At 75.4% G+C, this 19,712-nt stretch carries 15 protein-coding genes and 1 tRNA gene; 9 read left to right on the top strand and 7 right to left on the bottom strand.

The features are described 5' to 3' along the window. Positions 1-71: 71 nt before the first annotated feature. Positions 72-728, top strand: coding sequence for an aminodeoxychorismate/anthranilate synthase component II (locus F1641_RS16690; protein WP_194907411.1), 657 nt, complete (start codon positions 72-74; stop codon positions 726-728). Here the strand turns inward: F1641_RS16690 and pknB are convergent. Genes pknB through F1641_RS16655 form a run of 7 tightly spaced genes read right to left on the bottom strand, consistent with a single transcriptional unit; the run spans position 718 to position 9,900 of the window. Next, positions 718-2,694 carry a Stk1 family PASTA domain-containing Ser/Thr kinase gene (gene pknB, locus F1641_RS16685; protein ID WP_194907410.1) on the bottom strand — a complete coding sequence of 659 codons (1,977 nt, stop codon included), beginning with the start codon at positions 2,692-2,694 and terminating at the stop codon, positions 718-720. The genes F1641_RS16690 and pknB overlap by 11 nt on opposite strands. Further along, complete coding sequence (locus F1641_RS20185) at positions 2,691-4,235, bottom strand: serine/threonine-protein kinase (RefSeq protein ID WP_206691336.1); 1,545 nt, start codon at positions 4,233-4,235, stop codon at positions 2,691-2,693. Before F1641_RS20185 ends, pknB begins: the two co-directional genes overlap by 4 nt. Beyond that, a complete protein-coding gene (locus F1641_RS16675; protein ID WP_194907409.1) occupies positions 4,235-5,704 on the bottom strand; it encodes a penicillin-binding protein 2 in 1,470 nt (489 codons plus the stop codon). The genes F1641_RS20185 and F1641_RS16675 overlap by 1 nt, the downstream gene beginning before the upstream one ends. Beyond that, positions 5,701-7,125, bottom strand: coding sequence for an FtsW/RodA/SpoVE family cell cycle protein (locus F1641_RS16670; protein ID WP_309225665.1), 1,425 nt, complete (start codon positions 7,123-7,125; stop codon positions 5,701-5,703). Before F1641_RS16670 ends, F1641_RS16675 begins: the two co-directional genes overlap by 4 nt. Then, positions 7,122-8,624 carry a PP2C family serine/threonine-protein phosphatase gene (locus F1641_RS20180; protein WP_206691335.1) on the bottom strand — a complete coding sequence of 501 codons (1,503 nt, stop codon included), beginning with the start codon at positions 8,622-8,624 and terminating at the stop codon, positions 7,122-7,124. Before F1641_RS20180 ends, F1641_RS16670 begins: the two co-directional genes overlap by 4 nt. After that, positions 8,621-9,169 carry an FHA domain-containing protein gene (locus tag F1641_RS16660; RefSeq protein ID WP_194907408.1) on the bottom strand — a complete coding sequence of 183 codons (549 nt, stop codon included), beginning with the start codon at positions 9,167-9,169 and terminating at the stop codon, positions 8,621-8,623. Before F1641_RS16660 ends, F1641_RS20180 begins: the two co-directional genes overlap by 4 nt. Then, the gene (locus F1641_RS16655) at positions 9,166-9,900 is read right to left on the bottom strand and encodes a DUF3662 and FHA domain-containing protein (RefSeq protein WP_194907407.1); all 735 of its coding nucleotides are present in this window, start codon (positions 9,898-9,900) and stop codon (positions 9,166-9,168) included. Before F1641_RS16655 ends, F1641_RS16660 begins: the two co-directional genes overlap by 4 nt. Positions 9,901-10,159: 259 nt before the next feature. Here F1641_RS16655 and F1641_RS16650 point away from each other — a divergent pair. From F1641_RS16650 to F1641_RS16615, 8 genes are all read left to right on the top strand, one after another. Beyond that, positions 10,160-10,243 (top strand) — tRNA-Leu (locus tag F1641_RS16650). A gap of 204 nt (positions 10,244-10,447) precedes the next feature. Then, positions 10,448-11,761, top strand: coding sequence for a sugar ABC transporter substrate-binding protein (locus tag F1641_RS16645; protein ID WP_194907619.1), 1,314 nt, complete (start codon positions 10,448-10,450; stop codon positions 11,759-11,761). Positions 11,762-11,764: 3 nt separating this feature from the next. Next, complete coding sequence (locus tag F1641_RS16640; RefSeq protein ID WP_206691334.1) at positions 11,765-12,697, top strand: carbohydrate ABC transporter permease; 933 nt, start codon at positions 11,765-11,767, stop codon at positions 12,695-12,697. Beyond that, positions 12,694-13,605 (top strand): carbohydrate ABC transporter permease, encoded by a 912-nt coding sequence (locus F1641_RS16635; RefSeq protein ID WP_206691333.1) that lies wholly within the window; start codon positions 12,694-12,696, stop codon positions 13,603-13,605. The genes F1641_RS16640 and F1641_RS16635 overlap by 4 nt, the downstream gene beginning before the upstream one ends. Before the next feature lie 352 nt (positions 13,606-13,957). Then, complete coding sequence (locus F1641_RS16630) at positions 13,958-14,767, top strand: 3-oxoacyl-ACP synthase III (RefSeq protein ID WP_206691332.1); 810 nt, start codon at positions 13,958-13,960, stop codon at positions 14,765-14,767. After that, the gene (locus tag F1641_RS16625) at positions 14,764-17,475 is read left to right on the top strand and encodes an alpha/beta fold hydrolase (protein WP_206691331.1); all 2,712 of its coding nucleotides are present in this window, start codon (positions 14,764-14,766) and stop codon (positions 17,473-17,475) included. The genes F1641_RS16630 and F1641_RS16625 overlap by 4 nt, the downstream gene beginning before the upstream one ends. Continuing rightward, positions 17,472-18,476: an NAD-dependent epimerase/dehydratase family protein gene (locus F1641_RS16620; RefSeq protein WP_194907405.1), complete on the top strand. Its 1,005-nt coding sequence runs from the start codon at positions 17,472-17,474 to the stop codon at positions 18,474-18,476. Before F1641_RS16625 ends, F1641_RS16620 begins: the two co-directional genes overlap by 4 nt. A 40-nt stretch (positions 18,477-18,516) precedes the next feature. Next, a complete protein-coding gene (locus tag F1641_RS16615) occupies positions 18,517-19,647 on the top strand; it encodes a glutathione-independent formaldehyde dehydrogenase (RefSeq protein WP_194907402.1) in 1,131 nt (376 codons plus the stop codon). The last annotated feature ends 65 nt before the right edge of the window (positions 19,648-19,712 follow it).

Below are 19,712 nucleotides of genomic sequence, written 5' to 3'. Positions count from 1 at the left end.
CCAGGCTGACGTCAGGCTCGCCAGGCCGACGCCGGGCTGACCACGGGGCCCGGGCCTGCGACGATGGGTGCATGAGCGAGTCGCAGGGCCCCGAGGTGCTGGTCGTCGACAACTACGACAGCTTCGTCTGGACCATCGTCGGCTACCTCGAGCAGCTGGGAGCCCACTGCCGCGTCGTCCGCAACGACGACCCCTCGCTCGCCGAGGGCGGGCTCGACGCCGTCGTCCGCGGGGTCGACGGCGTGCTCCTCTCCCCGGGCCCGGGAGCGCCCTCGCAGGCCGGGGCGAGCCCCGCCCTGGTGCGGGCCTGCGCCGACACCGCCACGCCGATGCTGGGCGTCTGCCTGGGCCACCAGGCCCTCGGCGAGGTCTTCGGCGCCACGGTCACCCACGCCGAGGAGCTGCTGCACGGCAAGACCAGCGACGTCGTCCACGAGGGCGGCGGCGTGCTCCGCGGACTGCCGGAGCCCTTCACCGCCACGCGGTACCACTCGCTGGCCGTGGTGGCCTCCACCGTGCCCGACGAGCTCGAGGTCACGGGGCGCACCGCGGGCGGTGTGGTGATGGCCCTGCAGCACCGCGAGCTGCCCCTCCACGGCGTGCAGTTCCACCCCGAGTCGGTCCTCACCCAGGGCGGCCACCGGCTCCTCGCCAACTGGCTCACCGCCTGCGGCGACGACGGCGCGGTGGAGCGCTCCGCCGGGATGGCCCCGCTCGTCAGGCGCTGACGGGTCCCGTAGGGCTCGTCGAGGCCTGCGTCGGCCGGACGCGGGCGGCGGCGCTGGCCGTCGGGTCGGCGCCCGGCTGCAGCGTGGTGCCCGACGTCGGCGTGGCCGACGCCGAGGCGCTCGGGGACGCCGTGGGCGACTGGCTGGGCTCCTCCGACGGCTCGTCCGACGGGTCTGCGGTCGGGGACTGCGACGGTGCGTCGGTCGGGGACGGCGTGGCCGTCGGGCCGCCGGAGACGACCACCTGCACGATGCCGCCGATCGCCACGCTGCCGGCACCCGGGCTCTGGCGCAGGACCTGACCGACCGGAGCCTCGCTCGGCTCCACGGTGTAGGCGGCGCTGAGGCGGAGCTCCGTCAGGGCGGCCTGGGCCTCCTCCTGGGTCTGCCCGGCGAGGTCGGGCAGGTCGACGCTCCCGGACGCGATGACCAGGTCGACCTTCGTCCCGGGGGCGACGGACGCGTCCTTGTCGGGGTTGCTGGAGATGACCGTGTTCTGGGGCAGCGTCGAGTTCTGCTGCGTCACCCTGCCCTCCTCCAGCCCCACGGCCAGCAGGTCCTGGCGGGCCTGGCTCTCGGTGCGCCCGGCGAGGTCGGGTACGGGGACCGCCGAGGGCCCGGTGGAGACGGTGAGGACAATGGTCGACTGCGGCTCGACCCTCTGCCCCTCATCGGGGTCGGAGTCGATGACGGTGCCGGCAGCTGCGGCGTCGGCCCTCTGCACCGACGTCCCGGGGACCAGGCCCTGGTTCCGGAGCGCGTTGGTGGCGTCGCTCTCGGAGAGGTTGACGACCTGCGGGACGGTGACCAGGTTCGACTCCTGGACCGCGCGGTACGCCAGCCAGGCGCCGAGGCCCAGCACGACGACCAGCAGCGTCACGAGGAGCGCGACCACGCCGCGGTTGGCACGCCGGGGCTCGGGCTGCACCGGCAGCGGACCCGTGCCGGGGACCGGCACCGCCGTCGTCGCCCCGGTGACCTGGCCGCGGTTCCTGCGGCTGACGAAGCCGCCGGCGGCCACCGCGCGGGTCGCCTCGGTGGTCGTGGGCAGGTGGGCGGTCGCCGCGGCGGTCGCCACCGCGACGGCGGGCGCGAGGACGGGCTGACCCGCCTCGGCGGCGAGCAGGTCGTCCAGGAACTGCTGGGCGTCGTCGTAGCGGTCGTCGCGGGCCTTGGCCAGCGCCTTCAGGACGACGCGGTCGAGCTCGTCGTCGACGGCGCGGTTGTGGGCGCTCGGGGGCTGCGGGAGCTCGCCCACGTGCTGGTAGGCGACGGCCACGGGGGAGTCGCCGATGAACGGCGGACGGCCCGTCAGCACCTCGTAGAGGGTGCAGCCGGTCGAGTACAGGTCGGTGCGGGCGTCGACGACCTCGCCGCGCGCCTGCTCGGGGGAGAGGTACTGGGCGGTGCCGATGACGGCGGAGGTCTGCGTCATCGTCGCGGAGGAGTCGGCGACCGCTCGCGCGATGCCGAAGTCCATGACCTTCACCGCCCCGGACGGCGTCACCATGACGTTCGCGGGCTTCACGTCGCGGTGGACGATGCCGGCCTCGTGGGCGGCCCTCAGCGCCGTGAGGATGCCCGCGGTGATCTCGACCGCCTGCTGGGTGCCCAGCCCGCCGCCACCGGCGGCGTCGAGCAGCTCGCGGACCGTCTGGCCCTCGACGTACTCCATGACGATGTACGGGGCGCGCACCTGCGCGCCGCCGGCCTCGGTGCGGACGTCCTCGCCGGTGTCGTACACCGCGACGATCGCGGGGTGGTTCAGCCCCGCCGCCGACTGCGCCTCGCGGCGGAACCGGGCCTGGAAGACCGGGTCGCGCGCCATGTCGGAGCGCAGCAGCTTGATGGCCACGCGGCGGCCGAGGCGCTGGTCGCGCCCGGCGTGGACCTCCGCCATGCCGCCGCGCCCCAGCAGCTCGCCGACCTCGTAGCGGTCGGCGAGCACGCGGGGGGTCTCGTTCACGCTCCGCCCGCCCCGGCTGCCGCACCGGCGGCTCCGGCAGCACCGGCCGCCGGGGTGGTGGGGGCCGCCGAGGTGGCCGCGGGGCTGCTCGGCGCTGCCGAGGAGGCGGAGTCGTCAGCGGTCGCCGACGGGGCGCTGCTCGGGTCCGTGGGCGTGGTCTCCGTGTCCGCGGGGGTGGTCTCGGTGGCGCTCGGCGTGGTGGCCGAGGGGGTCGAGGCGGACTCGGACTCCCGCGGCACGGTGGTGGTGGCCCCGGTGGACGCCGACGGCGCCTGCTCCGTGGCGCTGCTCAGCTGCGTCGGGGGCTCGACGGGGTCGTCGGCCTGGCCGAGGGCGCCGGCGACCAGCGCCACGAGCACCACCAGGAGGACCGCCAGGAGCCCGATGAGCGGCACCGTCATGCGGCTGCGTCCGCGGCGCTGGCCGGTCGGCTCCGGGTCGCTCGCGGCGCGGCCGTTCTGGTCGCCGTAGCCGTCGTGCCCGAGCTGGCTGCCGGCGCCGTAGGCCGCCGCGGCCTGTGCGGAGCGGCGCGTGGGCGACGCGGCCGGCTCCGGCCACGGCACGGTGTCCTCCGAGCGCGCCGCAGCGGCCCCGAAGGGCGGCACCACGCGGGTGGCGTCGGTGGTGGGCACGCCGGAGGGCATCGCCACCGTGGCCCCGGCGGCAGCCGCGCCGGCGGTGCCGAGGCCCGCCCGCAGCACCTGCTCGGCGCGGGAGTCGTCGCCCTCGGCCACGAGCGACGCGACGTGGGCCACGACCGCGGCGTCGCGCGGCCGCGCGTGCGGGTCCTTGGCGAGGCAGGCGTCGACCAGGGCGCGGGCGCCCCGCGGCACCGAGGCCGGCAGCGGGGGCGGCGGGTCGTTGACCTGCGCCAGCGCGATCGCCACCTGCGACTCGCCCGTGAAGGGCCGCTGGCCCGCGAGCATCTCGTGGGCCACGACCCCGAGGGCGTACACGTCGACGGCGGGCGTCAGGTCGCGCCGTCCGGTCGCCTGCTCGGGGGAGAGGTACGCGGCGGTGCCCATCACCTGGCCGGTGGCCGTCAGCGGGGCCTCGGCCGCCGCGCGGGCGATGCCGAAGTCGGTGACCTTGACCCCGCCCGTCGGCGTCACCAGGAGGTTGCCGGGCTTGACGTCGCGGTGGACGATCCCGGCCTCGTGCGCCGCCGCCAGCCCAGAGGCCGCCGAGGCGATGATCTGCATGGCGCGGCGCGGCTCCACCGAGTGCTGCGTGGCGAGCAGGTCGCTCAGGGGCTCCCCCGGCACCAGCTCCATGACGAGCCAGGCGCTGCCGTCGGACTCGCCGTAGTCGTAGGTCGCCGCGATCGACGGGTGCGCCAGGCGGGCGCTGTTGCGGGCCTCGGTGCGGAACCGCGCGAGGAACCCGTGGTCGGTCGCGAGCTCGCTGCGGAGCACCTTGACGGCCACGGTGCGCCCGAGCAGCTCGTCGTGGGCCTCCCAGACCTCGCCCATGCCGCCCGAGGCGATCGGGACGGTCAGCTGGTAGCGGTTGCCCAGCACGGTGCCGGCGTCGACGCGCATCAGCCGGCGCTCCCCTCGGTCGCGGCCAGCGCGGCCTGCATGACGGACTTCGCGATCGGTGCGGCGACGCGGCCGCCGGAGGCCTCGTCACCGGCCCTGCCGCCGTTCTCCACGAACACCGCGACGGCCACCCGGGGCGCGTCGGCGGGGGCGAAGGCGGTGAACCACGCGTGCGGGGCGCTCTCGCCGTTCTGGGCGGTGCCGGTCTTGCCGGCCACCGCGACGCCGTCGATCTGCGCCGCGCGACCGGTCCCGGACTCCACCACGCCCTCCATCATGGAGGTCAGCGTGCTCGCGGTCTGCCGGGACACGGCGCGGCCCACCTCGGTCGGGCGTGGCGCGTCGAGGACCTGCAGGTCGCGCCCCCGCACCGTGCTCACCAGGTTCGGCTGCATCACCACTCCACCGTTCGCGATCCCCGCGGCGACCATCGCCATCTGCATGGGCGTTGCCTGCACGCTGTACTGCCCGATGCTCGACTGGGCCAGCTGCGGCTCGTTGAGGTCGGCGGGGAAGCGGCTGGCCGCCACCCGCGTCGGGATGTCGAGGGCCTTGTCGAACCCGAAGGCCTCGGCCTGCTCGCGCAGGGCGTCCTGCCCCAGGGCCATGCCGAGGTTCGCGTAGGCCGTGTTGCAGGACACGCGCAGCGCGTCGGCCAGCGTCGTGTGCCCGTCCGTGCCGCAGGCGCGGCCGTCGTCGTTCGACAGCGTCGCCGTGGTCTGCGGGAGCGTCAGCGTCGCGGGGCCGTCCAGGAGGCTGTCGGCGGTGTAGTCGCCGCTCTCGAGCGCGGCGGCCGTGGTGACCAGCTTGAAGGTCGAGCCGGGCGGGTAGCTCTGCGAGGTCGCCTTGCTCACCAGGGGGGCGCCCTCGGCGTCGTCCAGCTCGGCGGCGGCCGCGGCAGCTTCGGAGCGCGTGTGGGAGGCGAGGAGGTTGGGGTCCCAGTCGGGCGAGGAGTACATCGCCAGCACGTCACCCGTGCTGGGGTCGAGGGCGACGACGGCGCCCTCCTGGCCGTCCAGCCCCTCCTGCGCGGCCTTCTGCACCTCGTCGCGGATCGTCGTCTCGACCACGGCCCCGCCGGGCTCCTGGCCGGTGACGAGGTCGGAGATCTTGCGGAAGAAGAGGCGGTCGGAGCTGCCCGAGAGGTAGTCGTCCTCCGCGGCCTCCAGCCCGGTGGGGCCGGAGGTGACCGAGTAGGTGCCCGTGACCGCCGCGTACAGCGGGCCCTCGGGGTAGACCCGCTGGTAGCGGTACTGGTCGTCGACCGGGTCCGACTGGGCGATCACGGTGCCGTCGGCCGTCGTGATAGCGCCGCGCTGGCGGCCCAGCTCCTCGTAGAGGGTCCGGGTGTTGCGGGGGTCGTCGCGCAGGCGCCCGGCGTCGACGAACTGCACCCACGTGCCGGCGAGCATCAGCGCGGTGAACATGGCCGTGACCACCACCGCGAGGCGGCGCAGGGGAGCGTTCACAGGCGCACCACCTGGGTCGCGGAGGCGTCCTGCTCCGAGGGGAGCACCGGGGAGGACTCGGCGGGGACCTCGGGCGCGGGGCGGCGGGCGGCGTCGGAGACGCGCAGCAGCAGCGCCACGATCATCCAGTTGGCCACGAGGCTCGACCCGCCGTAGGCGAGGAACGGCATGGTCAGACCGGTCAGGGGGATGACGCGCAGCACGCCGCCGGCCACCACGAAGCACTGCAGCGCGATGGCGAAGGCGAGCCCGCCCGCCAGGAGCTTGCCGAAGCCGTCGCGCACGGCGACGCCGGTGCGCAGACCGCGCTCGACCAGCACCAGGTAGAGCAGCAGGACGGCGAGGAGGCCCGTGAGGCCCATCTCCTCGCCGAGGGTGGCGAGGATGAAGTCGCTCTCGGCGTACGGCACGGTCTGCGGTCGGCCCTGGCCGATGCCGGTGCCCAGCAGGCCGCCGTTCGCGAAGCCGAACAGGCCCTGCACCAGCTGGAAGCTGCCTCCGGGGGACTGGGCGTAGACCTCGGCGTCGAACGGGTCGAGCCACGCGGTGACGCGCGCCTGCACGTGGCTGAACAGGCTCCAGGCGAGCACCGCTCCGCCCACGAAGAGGGTCAGGCCGATGGCGATCCAGCTGACGCGCTGGGTGGCCACGTAGAGCATCGCCACGAACAGGCCGAAGAAGAGCAGCGAGGTGCCGAGGTCGCGCTCGAGCACCAGGACGCCGAGGCTCGCGAGCCAGGCCACGACGAGCGGGCCCAGGTCGCGGGGGCGCGGCAGCTGCAGGCCGAGCACCTTCGGGCCCACGAGCGAGAGCGTGTCGCGGGCGGTCACCAGGTAGCCGGCGAAGAAGACGGTCAGCACGATCTTGGCGAGCTCGCCGGGCTGGAAGCCGATGGGCCCGACGCGGATCCAGATCTGGGCGCCGTTGATGTTCACCCCGAGGAAGGGGACGAGCGGCAGCACGAGCAGCACCAGGCCGACGACCATCGCGGTGAACGTGTAGCGGCGCAGCAGGCGGTGGTCGCGCAGCACCACGAGCAGCGCGGTGGCCGCCAGGATGCCGATGGCCGACCACATGAGCTGGCGCTCGGCGAAGGACCCGTCGCGCGCGACGTCGAGGCGGTGGATCAGCGCCAGGCCCAGCCCGTTGAGCAGGGTCGCGACGGGCACGAGCAGCGGGTCGGCCCAGGGGGCGCGCCAGCGCACCGCGACGTGCAGCACCAGCACCAGGGCCCCCAGGCCGGCGCCGTAGCCGAGGATCCCGGCGGGCCAGGAGCCGTCGGTGGCCACCCCGACCAGGCCGTACGCCATCATGGCCACGCCCACGGCGACCGCGGACAGCCCGAGCTCGAGCCAGCGGCGCGAGCGGGGGGGCCGGGGCGCGGCGGCGGGCGCCTGGGGCGCGGCGGCGGGGCTGCTCACGGTGCGGTCTCCGCGGACTGCGCCGGGGCGGGCTCGGTGGTCGGCGCGTCGGTGGGCGCCTGCGTGGTCGCGTCCGTGGTCGCGGGGGCGGTGGTCGCGGAGGTGCTGGTGCCGGACGCGTCCGGACGGACCTCCGAGCGCAGCTCGGAGACCACGGCCTGGGCGCCGGAGAGGTCGTCGGCGGGGATGGTCTGGGCCACCCTCGAGCGCCACACCTCGGGCAGCTGCGCGACGGAGACGTCGCTGCGCTCGACCAGGGTCGAGAGGCTCACGGGGCCGAGGTCCTGCGACAGGCCCCGGTAGACGGCCACCTGGCCGCCGTCGTCGGCGACGAAGTACTGGCGCCCCAGCCACGCCGACCCGGCCAGGGCGCCGCCGCCGAGGACGACGGCGACCAGGACGAAGACCAGGAGCCTGAGCCCCCACCGCCCCCGCGTCGGGCGGCCCGGCGGCGGGTGGGCGCCCGCGCCGTCAGCCGAGCCCTCGTCGGGGTCGTCGTCGTGCTCGCCGGTGCGGGGGCCGGGTGCCGAGGGCTCGCCACCGGCGGCGGGGTCGTCGTGGACCTCGTCGGAGACGGCCGTCGCGGTGGGCACCGGCGCCGCCGCGGGGGAGCGGCCCAGCACCGCGGCGCGCAGGGCCGGGCTCGTGGGCACGCGCACCCCGCGGTCGGCGTGGGGGCTGCCGCCGCCGGCGGCGCCCACCACCTGGCGCTTGCCCGAGCCGTCCGAGGCGCGGGCCGCGGCGGCGTCCTCGCCGGACCCGGCGTGCGCGGCGTCGGCGTCCAGGACGTCGGCCACGATGCAGGTGACGTTGTCGGGTGCGCCGGCCCGCAGCGCGAGCTGGACGAGGCGGTCGGCGCAGTCGCCGACGTCGTCGAGCTCGAGCAGGGTGCGCTCGATGGTCTCGTCGGACACCACCCGCGGCAGCCCGTCGGAGCACAGGAGCCAGCGGTCGCCGGCCTCGGCGTCGCGGACGGACAGGTCGGGCTCGGGGGAGGACTGGACGTCGCCCAGCACCCGCAGGATGACGTTGCGCTGCGGGTGGTGCTCCGCCTCCTCGGCGGTGATGCGGCCCTCGTCGACCAGGCGCTGCACGAAGGTGTGGTCGCGCGTCACCTGCACGAGGCGGCCCTCGTGCAGGAGGTAGGCGCGCGAGTCACCCAGGTGCGCCAGGACCAGCCGGTCGCCCGCGCGCAGGATCGCGGTCACCGTGGTGCCCATCCCCGCCAGCGCCGGCTCGACGGCGACGCGGTCGAGCAGCGCCTGCTGCGCGCGGGCCACCGCGGCGGCCAGGCGCTGGGGGGCCTGCTCGCCGTGCGCCTCGTCGTCCAGGCCGATGAGCTCGGCGACGGCGACGGCGGAGGCGACGTCGCCCCCGGCGTGCCCGCCCATGCCGTCGGCGACGACGAGGAACCGGACGCCGGCGTAGCCGGAGTCCTGGTTGCTGGCCCGGACCAGGCCGACGTCGGAGCGCGCCGCGGCGTGCAGGGAGAGGGTCACGCGCGGAGCTCCAGGGTGGTGCGGCCGATCTTCACGACGCTGCCGACCCCGACGGGCACGGACCCGCTGACCTTGGAGGTCGCGCTGCCGCGGCCCACCGACGTGCCGTTCGTGGAGCCGAGGTCCTCCAGGGCCCAGCCGCTCGCCGAGCCGGGCGCGGGCAGGAGGCGCGCGTGGTGGCCCGAGGCGTAGTCGTCGCCGAGCACGAGGGTGCAGTCCTGGGCGCGGCCGAGGAGCACGGGGGAGTCGTCGAGGGGCAGGCGGGTGCCGGCCAGCGGGCCCTCCACGACCACCAGGGCGCGCGGGCGCTGGTCGGCGGGGCGGGGGGCGGGCTCGGGAGCCGGCGGAGCCGCGGGGCGGGGCCGGGCCGGGCGCGGTGCGGCCTGGTCCTGGGGCTCAGCCCTCGGGGGTGCGCTGGAGGCCGCGGGGGCGGCGGGCCGGGCGCCGAACAGGTCGCGGCGGAGCACGCCCACCACCCCGAGCACGAAGAGCCACAGCAGCACCAGCAGGCCCAGCTGCAGGGCGGTGACGGTGAGCTGGCTCACCAGTCGTCCCCGTCCCCGTCCTCGTCGGCGCCGGAGCCCGACAGGAAGACGACCGTGGTCGAGCCGAGCTGGATGCGGCTGCCGTCGTGCAGCACCGCGGTGCGCCCGCCGGCCGCGTCGAGGCGGCGGCCGTCGACGGTGGTGCCGTTGGTCGAGCCCAGGTCGTGGGCTGTGGTGCGGCCCTCGCTGCGCACGACCTCGAGGTGGCGCCGGGAGGTGCCCGGGTCGTCGACGACCACGTCGCACTCGCTGCCACGGCCGATGACGGTGCGCTCGGCCGTGAGCTGGTAGCTGCGGCCGTCGACCTCGAGCACCGGGTGGGCGGGCGTGGCGACCGCCGAGCTCGCCGGGGCGATGCCGCCCCGCACCCGGGCGCTGCGGACGCGGAAGACGCCGGTGGCGAGCTCGTCGTCGCGCTGGAGGCGGACGCTCACCGGACCGGAGAAGGAGTACCGCTGGGCGCGGGCGTGCTCGGTGACGGCGGTGGTCAGCTCGTCGGCGAGGGCGTCCTCCCAGGAGGAGAGGCGCTCGTGGTCGGACGGGCCGAGGTCGATCGTGAAGGCGTTGGGCACGAGCGTGCGCCCGGGGCCCACGACGGCGGACGTCGTGTCGACCTCGCGGCGCAGGGCGCTGGCGAGCTCGACGGGCTGGACCTCGCTCTTGAACGCCTTGGCGAAGACGCCGTTGACCACGCTCTCCACGCGGCGCTCGAAGCGGTCGAGCACTCCCACGGCTCCTCCTCCCCCGTCGTCGTCCGGGGCTGTCGGTGTCGGTCGTCGCACCGGTGGGACCCGGTGCCCCGCACCGATCGGCTCCCACGGATCCCGGCGGCGGCCTCCGATCGTATCGGTGACGGCTGGTGACCGCGGGGTCTCGCGGCTCCCGCGCGGCGACACGGACGGCCCAGCCGCTGGCGACCCGGACGGCGCAGTGCGCGGACCGGGGGGCGACGGGGCCGCGGGCGGGCCCGTGCTAGGTTTTCCTCTGCTCGCGCGAGTGGCGGAATAGGCAGACGCGCACGGTTCAGGTCCGTGTGCCCGAAAGGGCGTGGGGGTTCAACTCCCCCCTCGCGCACCGCGAGCGAGAGGCCCGGTCACCACGGTGACCGGGCCTCCGTCGTCCCCGGGGCGGCCCTCGGCGCGAGCCGGGCGCTCCCGGAGTGACCCTCGTCTCCTCCCCGCACGAGGTACGGCCCTGCTGTTGCCGCAGGCCCGGCGCGGAGGTAGCAAGGTCGAGCACCGCCGCCCGGGGTGCACCGTCGCGCCCCCGGAGGTCGCCGTGCTCCCCACCCGCTCCCCCTGGTCCCGCCGCCAGTTCCTCGGCGCCGTCGGCGCGGGCGCCGTCGGCGCCGGTGCGCTCGCCGGCTGCAGCAGCAGCTCGGGGGGCGGCGGCAGCGGCGAGGACGGCGCGCTCACCTTCACGCTCTGGGGCGGTGACGAGGAGCTGGCGGCCTTCAAGGCCGTCGCCGACGCCTTCCAGCAGCAGGAGGGCATCACCGTCACCCTGAACCAGCTGCCCTACGCCGACGTGCTGCCCTCGGTGGACTCGCGGATCCAGGCCAACGACCCGCCGGACCTGTTCCGCGTCTCCTACATCGACCTCGGCCGCTACACCTCCCTCGAGGGCGTCCTGGCCGACATCTCCTCGGCCCTGCCCGACGGCTACGCCGACGCCTTCACCCCCGCCCTGTGGGCCGCGGTGCAGGGCGCGGACGGCACCCCCGTCGGCGTGCCCCACCACACCGACTGCAGCGCGATGGTCTACAACGCCCCGGCCTTCGCCGCCGCGGGGATCCAGGTGCCGACCACGCTCGACGCGGCGTGGACCTGGGAGGAGCTCGAGCAGGTCCTCACCGAGGTCAAGGGCGCCAACGGCGGCGCCTACCCCGTGGCCATGAACTGGCAGGCGGCCGGCGCCTACCGGTGGCTGTCGTTCCTCGCCCAGGCCGGGGGCTCCGTCTTCGACGACGACCTCAGCCAGGTCACCATCGCCTCCGACGCCGGCCAGAAGGCGCTGGCCTGGACCCAGGGCCTCTACACCTCGGGCCTGCACGACCCCACGTTCCTGGTCCAGGCGGGCAACTACCCCGACGAGGCCTTCCCCGCCGGCTCGCCCCTCTCGATCGCCACCGGCGACTTCAACCTGCCGTCGCTGGTGACCAGCGCCACGAGCTTCGACTGGGGCGCCACCTACCTGCCCCGCGACGTCGCGGCCGCGACCGACCTGGGCGGCAACGCCGTCGTCGTCACCAACGGGCCGAACGCCGAGGCGGCCGCGAAGTTCGCGGTCTTCCTCGCCGACGCGCAGAACATGAAGAGCTTCTGCGAGGCGACGACGGTGCTGCCCACGCGCACCGACGTCACCGACCTGACCTACGCGGTGCGCCCCGACCTCATGCCCGTCTTCGTGGAGCAGGCCACCACCATCCCCGAGTCGCTGGTCACCGCCAGCACCTCACCGGTGTTCACGCAGGTCAACCAGGCGCTGCAGCAGGGCCTCGAGAGCGCCTTCGCCAGCGGCGCCGGGGTCGACGAGACGCTCCAGGGCCTGCAGATGGCCATCGAGCAGGCCCTCGAGCAGCAGCAGGCCTGAGCCGTGGCCGTCGTCGGCGCCGCGGCGCTGGAGCAGCCACCGCGGACGCAGCGGCCGGGGCGGCGCTCGCGCCGGCGGGGGGAGGCCCTCGCCGGCCTGGGCCTGGCGGCGCCCGCGCTGGCGGTCTTCGCGGTCTTCATGTTCACGCCGCTGGTGATGACGGCGTACTACAGCCTCACCCGGTACACCGGGTTCGGTGACCCGAGGTTCCAGGGCGTCGACAACTTCACCCAGATCTTCGGCGACCCGCTGTTCTGGCGGTCCCTGGCGAACACCGGCGTCTTCACCGCCGTCAGCGTCCCGCTGAGCGTCTTCGGCGGGCTGGGGCTCGCGCTGCTGCTCAACCGGGCCCTGCCCGGTCGCGGCCTGCTGAGGGCCCTGTTCTACGTGCCGGTCGTCATCTCGGCCGTCTCCGCCGGCATCATCGCCCGCTGGATCTTCAACGAGAACTTCGGCATCGCCAACCGGCTGCTCAGCGGGGTGGGCCTGCCCGAGGTGGGGTGGCAGACCTCCGGGCCCGCGGCGCTCGCCTCCGTCATCGCGGTGCAGGTGTGGACCAGCCTGGGCTTCGCCATGGTGGTCTACCTCGCCGGGCTCCAGGGCATCTCCGGAGAGGTGTACGAGGCCGCGGCGCTCGACGGCGCCGGCCGGTGGCGCGTCCTCCGCTCCATCACCTGGCCCCTGCTGGGGCCGACGACCTTCTTCATCCTCGTGTACATGGTCATCACGTCGTTCCAGGTGTTCGACATCGTGGTGATCATGACCGGCGGCGGTCCGGCGAACGCCACGACCTTCCTGGTCAACTACGCCTACGACACCGGGTTCCAGCAGCGCCGCCAGGGCTACGCGGCAGCGCTCGGCGTCGTCCTGTTCGTCATCGTCATGGTGCTGACGCTGTTCCAGTGGCGCGTCGGCCGGCGCCGGGAGGTCGCGTGACCAGCACCAGTGCGAGGCCGAGCACCGGGACGGGTGGTGCGGTCGGGTCGGGACGGGTCGACCCCGCCCGGGCGACCCCGTCGCGCCGGGGCGCCGAGCGCCGGGTGACCGGCTGGCGCCTCACCACCGCCGTCCTGCTCGCGGCCGTCGTCATCTTCCCGCTGTACTGGATGGCGGTGACGGCGCTGTCGAGCCCCGGGGCGCTGACCCGGCCGGACGCGGCCGTCTACCCGACCGAGCTGCGGTGGGAGAACTTCACCCGTCCCCTGGAGCAGTTCCCGTTCCTGCGCTGGGCCGCCAACTCCCTGACCATCGCCGTCATCTCGGTGGCGCTGACGGTGGTCATCAACCTGGCGGCGGGCTACGCCTTCGCCAAGCTCGACTTCCCGCTCAAGAACGTCCTGTTCCTGGCGATCGTCGGCACGCTCATGGTGCCGGTGCAGGTGGTGATGGTCGCCCAGTTCAACCTCGTGGTGGACCTCGGCCTGGTCAACACCCCCACCGGTGTGGTGCTGCCGCGCCTCGCGGAGGCCTTCGGGCTGTTCCTGGCGCGGCAGTTCATGGACGCCGTGCCCGACGAGCTGCTGGAGGCCGCCCGCGTCGACGGCGCAGGGGCCCTGCGGACCTTCGTGTCCATCGTGCTGCCGCTGAGCAAGCCGCTGGTCGCCGTCCTGGTGATCTTCACGTTCATGTGGCGGTGGAACGAGTTCATCTGGCCGCTCATCGTGCTGCCGGACCCCGACGCCTTCACGCTGCCGCTGGGCCTGCGCTTCCTGCAGCAGCAGTTCGGCAACGACTACGGCTCGCTCATGGCCATGTCGCTGCTGTCGATCCTGCCGATGCTCCTCGTCTTCGCGCTGTTCCAGCGCTACTTCGTGGAGGGGGTCGCCCGGACCGGCCTGCGCTGACCCGCCGCCGGGTCGCCGCCGGGCCGCCGCCGGGCCTAGGGCCGGGGGGCGGATCCGCCGTCCGACCTGCGCCGCAGGCGGCACCCAGCGGTTCCCGTTAACCTCAGGTCTCCTGAGCCCTGGAACGAGGTGTGCGTGAACGGCAACACGAGCTGGCGGTCGGCCAACACGGCCCTGCTCTCCATCAACGCGATCGAGGCGCCGATCGTCGTCACCTCCGACGAGCTCGACGAGCGCCTCGCCGGGACGATGAAGCGGCTCGGCATCCGCCCCGGCCTGCTCGAGCGGGTCACCGGCATCCGCGAGCGGCGCCTCTACCCCCGACGACGTCAGCTGCGGCGAGGCCGCGGCGATGGCCGGGTCCAAGGCGCTGTCGGAGGCCGGCATCGACGCCTCCGACGTCGGGATGCTCATCAACACGTCGGTGACGCGCTACCACCTCGAGCCCGCGGTCTCCGCCGTGGTGCACGAGTCGATGGGCCTGCCGACGTCCGCGATCAACTTCGACATCACCAACGCCTGCCTCGGCTTCATCAACGGGCTGCAGACCGCCTCGGCGATGATCGACTCCGGGCAGGTGCGCTACGCCGTCGTCGTGGGCGCCGAGGACATCTCCCCGATGTTCGACCGGACCCTGGAGCGCCTGGCCAACGAGCCGGTGACCCGCCAGGAGTACCTCGACGAGTTCGCCTCCCTGACCCTCGGGTCGGGCGCGGTGGCGGCCGTCCTGGGCCGCGCCGACGAGCACCCCGAGGGCCACCGCATCCGCGGCGGCGTGGGGCGCTCCGGCAGCTCCCACCACGGGCTCTGCGTGGCCAGCGCGGAGCAGATGAAGGCCGACGGCCGCGGGCTCCTCGAGCACGGGGTCGCCCTGGTCGGCGAGGCGTTCGACGCCGCCGACCCGGAGTGGGGCTGGAGCGAGGGCGTCTCCCGCTACGTGTTCCACCAGGTCTCCAAGATCCACATGCGCGCCCTGGTCGAGCGGACCGGCGTGCCGTGGTCGAAGGTCCCCGAGAGCTACCCCGTGCTCGGCAACGTGGGTCCGGCGTCCCTGCCCATGACCCTGGCCCGGGAGGCCGCGTCGCTCGAGCCGGGTGACCGGGTGCTGTGCCTCGGGGTGGGCTCCGGCCTCAACTCCGCCTTCTGCGAGATCGACTGGTGACCCGCGCCCCCGCGGCGCTCCCCCCGGCCGGCCTGCCCGGCCTGGACCCGGCCTGGTCGCGCCTGGTGGCGTTCACGGACGCCGACGGCACCCAGCGCACGGTCCACCTGCTCGACGGCGCGGACGCGGTCCGCGAGGCCACCGGTGCCGAGCCGGTCGGCGTGCTGCTGGCCGTGCACGGCAACCCCACCTGGTCGTACCTGTGGCGCTCCCTGCTGCTGCCCGCCGCGGCCGCCGGGTGGCGCCTCGTGGCGCTCGACCAGCTCGACATGGGCTTCTCCGAGCGCACCGGCACCCGCCGCCGCCTGGAGCGGCGCATCGACGACCTCGGCCGCCTGACCGACCACCTCGGCATCGCCACCACCCCGGTCGACGACGGCGGCGTCCCCGTCGTGACCATCGGCCACGACTGGGGCGGCGTCGTCTCCTCCGGCTGGGCCGGTCGCCACCGCGGGGCCCTGGCCGGCGTGGTGCTGCTCAACACCGCGGTGCACCAGCCCGAGGGCGCGTCCCTGCCGGCGATCCTGGTGCCGTTCACCACCAGGGGCCTGCACACCGCGGCCACCACCACCACCGACGCCTTCATGCGGGCGACGATGGGCACCGCCCGCCGCCCCCTGCGGCCGGGCGTGGCCGACGCCTACCTCGCGCCCTACCGCTGCGCCTCGCGCCGCGTGGGCGTGGGGGCCTTCGTCGCCGACATCCCCGTCACCCCCGGCCACCCGAGCGCCCCCGCCCTCGACGAGGTGGCCGCGGGCCTGTCGGCCATCGGTGCCGACCGCGTCCCCTCGCTCCTGGTCTGGGGCCCGGGAGACCCGGTCTTCCGCCAGCGCTACCTGCACGACCTGCGCACCCGCCTCCCCCATGGCGACGTCCAGCTCTTCGAGGGCACCGGCCACCTGCTGGTCGAGGACGTCGACGCCGAGCGCGGCGTCGCGGGCACCGTCGTGCGCTGGCTCGAGCGCCTCGGCGCCTCCGCCTCCGCGCCGACCCCGGGGCCCGCTGGTGAGACCGAGCGCGCACCGCTGTGGTCGGCCCTGCGCGAGCGCGCGCAGGACGACGCCGTCGCCGTCGCCCAGTTGAGGGTCGGCGCACCCGCGGAGGTGCTGACGTGGCGCGAGCTGGCCACCCGCGTCGACGACCTCGCCGAGGGCCTGGCTGCCAGCGGCGTGCGCCGCGGCGACCGCGTCGCGCTGCTCGTGCCCCCCGGCCCGGACCTGTCCGCGCTGTTCAGCGCGTGCCTGCGCCTGGGCGCCGTGGTGGTCGTCGCCGACGCCGGCCTGGGCGTCAAGGGCCTCACCCGCGCCGTCTCCAGCGCCGACCCCGCCGTCGTCATCGGCATCGAGCGGGCGCTGCTCGCCGCGCGGGTGCTGGGCTGGCCCGGGCGCCGGGTGCTCGCCGGACCGAGCGCAGGAGCCCGCCGCCGCGCCCTCGGCGACGTCGACCTCCTGGCCGACCTCGAGGCCCGCGGACGCGCCCGGCGCACCGCGCCCGGCCACGTGCCGCTGCCGGAGCCGTCGGCCTCGGACCAGGGCGCGGTGCTCTTCACCTCCGGGTCGACCGGCCCGGCCAAGGGCGTCGTCCACACCCACGCCACCCTCCAGGCGCTGCGCGACGCCGCCGCCGAGACGTGCGGCCTCGGCCCGGGCGGGTCCCTCGTGGCGGCCTTCGCGCCGTTCGCCATCCTCGCCCCGCTGCTGGGGGCGACCTGCTCGGTCCCCGAGACCGACGTCACCAAGCCGGACACCCTCACCGCCGCGGCCCTGGCCCGCGCGGTGGCGGCCGTCGCGCCCGACGACGACGCCGCGCCCCCCGTGGTCTTCGCCTCCCCCGCCGCGCTGCGCCGGGTGGTCGCCACCGCCGGCGAGGTCGACCCCGCGGGCGGTGCGGCCCTGGCGAGGGTCCGCCTGCTGCTGTCCGCCGGGGCACCGGTGAGCACCGAGCTGCTGGCCGAGGCCGGCGACGTGCTCCCCCGGGCCGAGTGCCGCACCCCCTACGGCATGACCGAGGGCCTGCTGGTCGCGCAGACCAACCTCACCGAGCGGCAGGCCGCCGGCTCCGGCGAGGGCGTGCTGGTCGGCTCCCCGCTGCCCGGGACCCGGGTGGCCACGTCGGCCCTGGACGCCTCGGGGCGGGCCACGGGCCCGCTGGTCGAGGGCGCCGAGGCGCCCACCGGCGAGATCGTCGTGCGGTCGCCGCTCATGAAGGACCACTACGACCAGCTCTGGGACGTCCAGCGCGAGAGCGTCCGCGACACCCCCGGGGCCGAGGGCGAGGCGGGCTGGCACCGCACCGGTGACGTCGGCCACCTCGACGCCGCGGGGCGCGTGTGGGTCGAGGGCCGCCTGGCCCACGTCATCACCACGAGCGCCGGTCCGGTGACCCCGGTGGGGCCCGAGCAGCGCACCGAGGCCCTCGCCGGGGTGCTCCGCGCCGCCGTCGTCGGCGTCGGGCCCGTGGGCACCCAGCAGCCGGTCGTCGTCGTCGAGTCCGAGGGGGCCGCGGTCCCCGCCGGGCCGGCCCCCCTGGAGCTGCTCGACGCCGTGCGCGCCGCAGCGGGCACGCCCGTTCCGGTCGCCGCGGTGCTCGTCGTCGACGAGCTGCCCACCGACGTGCGGCACCGCTCGAAGATCGACAGGACGAAGGTCGCCGCCTGGGCCGACCAGGTGCTGCGCGGAGAGGTCCGCGCGGAGAGGACTGGCTGGTGAAGGTCCTGGTCACCGGAGCCAGCGGGCTCCTGGGCTCCACCACCGCGGCGGCGCTGGTCGCCCGCGGTGACGAGGTCATCACCTTCCAGCGGCGCCCCAGCGGCGTCGCCGGCGCCCGCGACGTGCAGGGCGACATGTCCGACCCGGCCGCGCTGCGCCGGGCCTGCGAGGGCGTCGACGCCGTGGTGCACCTCGCCGCCAAGGTGGCGCTGACCGGGCCGGAGGAGGAGTACCGGGCCGTCAACGTCGAGGGCACCCGCGCGCTGCTGGCCGGCGCCCGCGAGGCCGGGGCCGCTCGCTACGTCCAGGTCTCCTCGCCGTCGGTCGCGCACGTGGGCACCTCGCTGGTGGGCGAGGGCGCCGGTACCGCCGACCCCGAGCACGCACGCGGCCCGTACGCGCGCACGAAGGCGGCGGCCGAGCTGCTCGCCCTGGCCGCCGACGCCCCCGGCTTCGCCGTCGTGGCCGTGCGCCCGCACGTCGTGTGGGGCCCCGGGGACACCCAGCTGGTCGGCCGCGTGGTCGAGCGCGCCCGCGTGGGCCGCATGGTGGTCATCGGCGACGGGACCGCCCTCATCGACACCACGTACATGGACGACGCCGCCGCCGCCGTCGTCGCCGCCCTCGACCACGCCGGTGACGACGACGCGCACGGGCGCGCCTTCGTCATCTCCAGCGCCCAGCCCCGCACCGTGGGCGAGCTGCTGGCCAAGATGGCCGTCGCCGGAGGCGCCCCGGTGCCCACCCGGCGGATCCCCACCCGCGCGGCCAGCGCCGCCGGGCACGCCGTGGAGGCCGTCTGGAAGGGCCTGCGCGCCGCCGGGCACCCCCTCGGGGCAGAGGAGCCGCCCCTGACGAGCTTCCTGGCCGAGCAGCTGGGCACCGCCCACTGGTTCGACCAGCGCGAGACGCAGCGGGTGCTGCAGTGGGCCCCGCAGGTCGAGCTCGACGAGGGCTTCCGCCGCGTCGCCGCCTGGTACGCGGAGCACCCCGACCGCTGATCCACAGGTTGCCGTCCACCGGCACGGGTACGGGTGCCCCATGAAGGCACTCGTCTACAACGGCCCGCGCGACGTCTCGGTCACGGACGTCCCCGACGCCCGCATCGAGGCGCCGACCGACGTCATCGTCAAGATCACCTCGACCAACATCTGCGGGTCGGACCTGCACATGTACGAGGGGCGCACCGACGTGGAGCAGGGCAAGACCCTGGGCCACGAGAACATGGGGACCGTCGAGGAGGTCGGTTCCGGCGTCACCCGCCTGAAGAAGGGCGACCGCGTCTCCCTGCCCTTCAACATCGCCTGCGGGCACTGCCGCAACTGCGGCCGCGGGAAGACGGCGTTCTGCCTGGAGGTCAACCCCGGGATGGCCGGCGGTGCCTTCGGGTACGCCGACATGGGCCCCTACCAGGGCGGCCAGGCCGAGTACCTGCGCGTGCCCTTCGCCGACTTCAACGCGCTCCGGCTGCCCGGCGGGACCGAGCACGAGCTCGACTACACGATGCTGTCCGACATCTTCCCCACCGGCTGGCACGGCACCCGGCTGGCCGGCCTGGAGCCCGGGGAGTCGGTCGTGGTCATGGGCGCCGGCCCGGTGGGGCTGATGGCCGCGTTGTCGGCGCGGATCCAGGGCGCCGACCAGGTGTACGTCGTCGACCAGCACCCCGACCGCCTCGCCCTGGCGGAGAGGGCCGGTGCGACGCCCGTCGACTTCAGCAAGGGCGACCCGGTCGAGCAGGTCATGGAGGCCACCGGCGGCGTGGGCGTCGACCGCGGCGTGGAGGCCGTGGGCTGGCAGGCGCACGACCACTCCGGCGAGGAGCACCCCGCGGGCACCCTCGACACCCTCGTGAAGGTGGTACGCGCGACCGGCGGCATCGGCGTGGTGGGCGTCTTCCCGCCCCAGGACCCGAACGGGCCCGACGAGCTCATGCAGGAGGGGCGCCTGGCGTTCCCGTTCGGCGAGTTCTTCACCAAGGGCCAGTCGATGGGCACCGGCCAGGCCGACGTGAAGCGGTACAACCGCCAGCTGCGCGACCTGATCACCCAGGGGAGGGCGGAGCCGGGCTTCATCGTCAGCCACGAGCTCGACCTGGCCCAGGCCGTCGAGGGCTACCAGCACTTCGACGCCCGCGAGGACGGCTGGACCAAGGTCGTGCTGCACCCCTGACCCCGCTCTGACCGCCTCGCGAGCCGCCTCGTGAGCGGCCTCCGCCGCCCCCCGTCTGCCGACCG

It is taken from the genome of Quadrisphaera sp. INWT6 (genome assembly GCF_015390235.1).
Classification (GTDB): Bacteria; Actinomycetota; Actinomycetes; order Actinomycetales; family Quadrisphaeraceae; genus Quadrisphaera.
Note: the sequence above shows the minus strand (reverse complement) of the source record. Positions and strands in the feature narration are given on the sequence as shown.

Excerpts from the sequence above, each read along its gene's own strand:
- F1641_RS16690 (WP_194907411.1), top strand. The coding sequence starts at position 72 with ATGAGCGAGTCGCAGGGCCCCGAGGTGCTGGTCGTCGACAACTACGAC.
- F1641_RS20185 (WP_206691336.1), bottom strand. The coding sequence starts at position 4,235 with ATGCGCGTCGACGCCGGCACCGTGCTGGGCAACCGCTACCAGCTGACC.
- F1641_RS16630 (WP_206691332.1), top strand. The coding sequence starts at position 13,958 with ATGGCCGGGTCCAAGGCGCTGTCGGAGGCCGGCATCGACGCCTCCGAC.
- F1641_RS16615 (WP_194907402.1), top strand. The coding sequence starts at position 18,517 with ATGAAGGCACTCGTCTACAACGGCCCGCGCGACGTCTCGGTCACGGAC.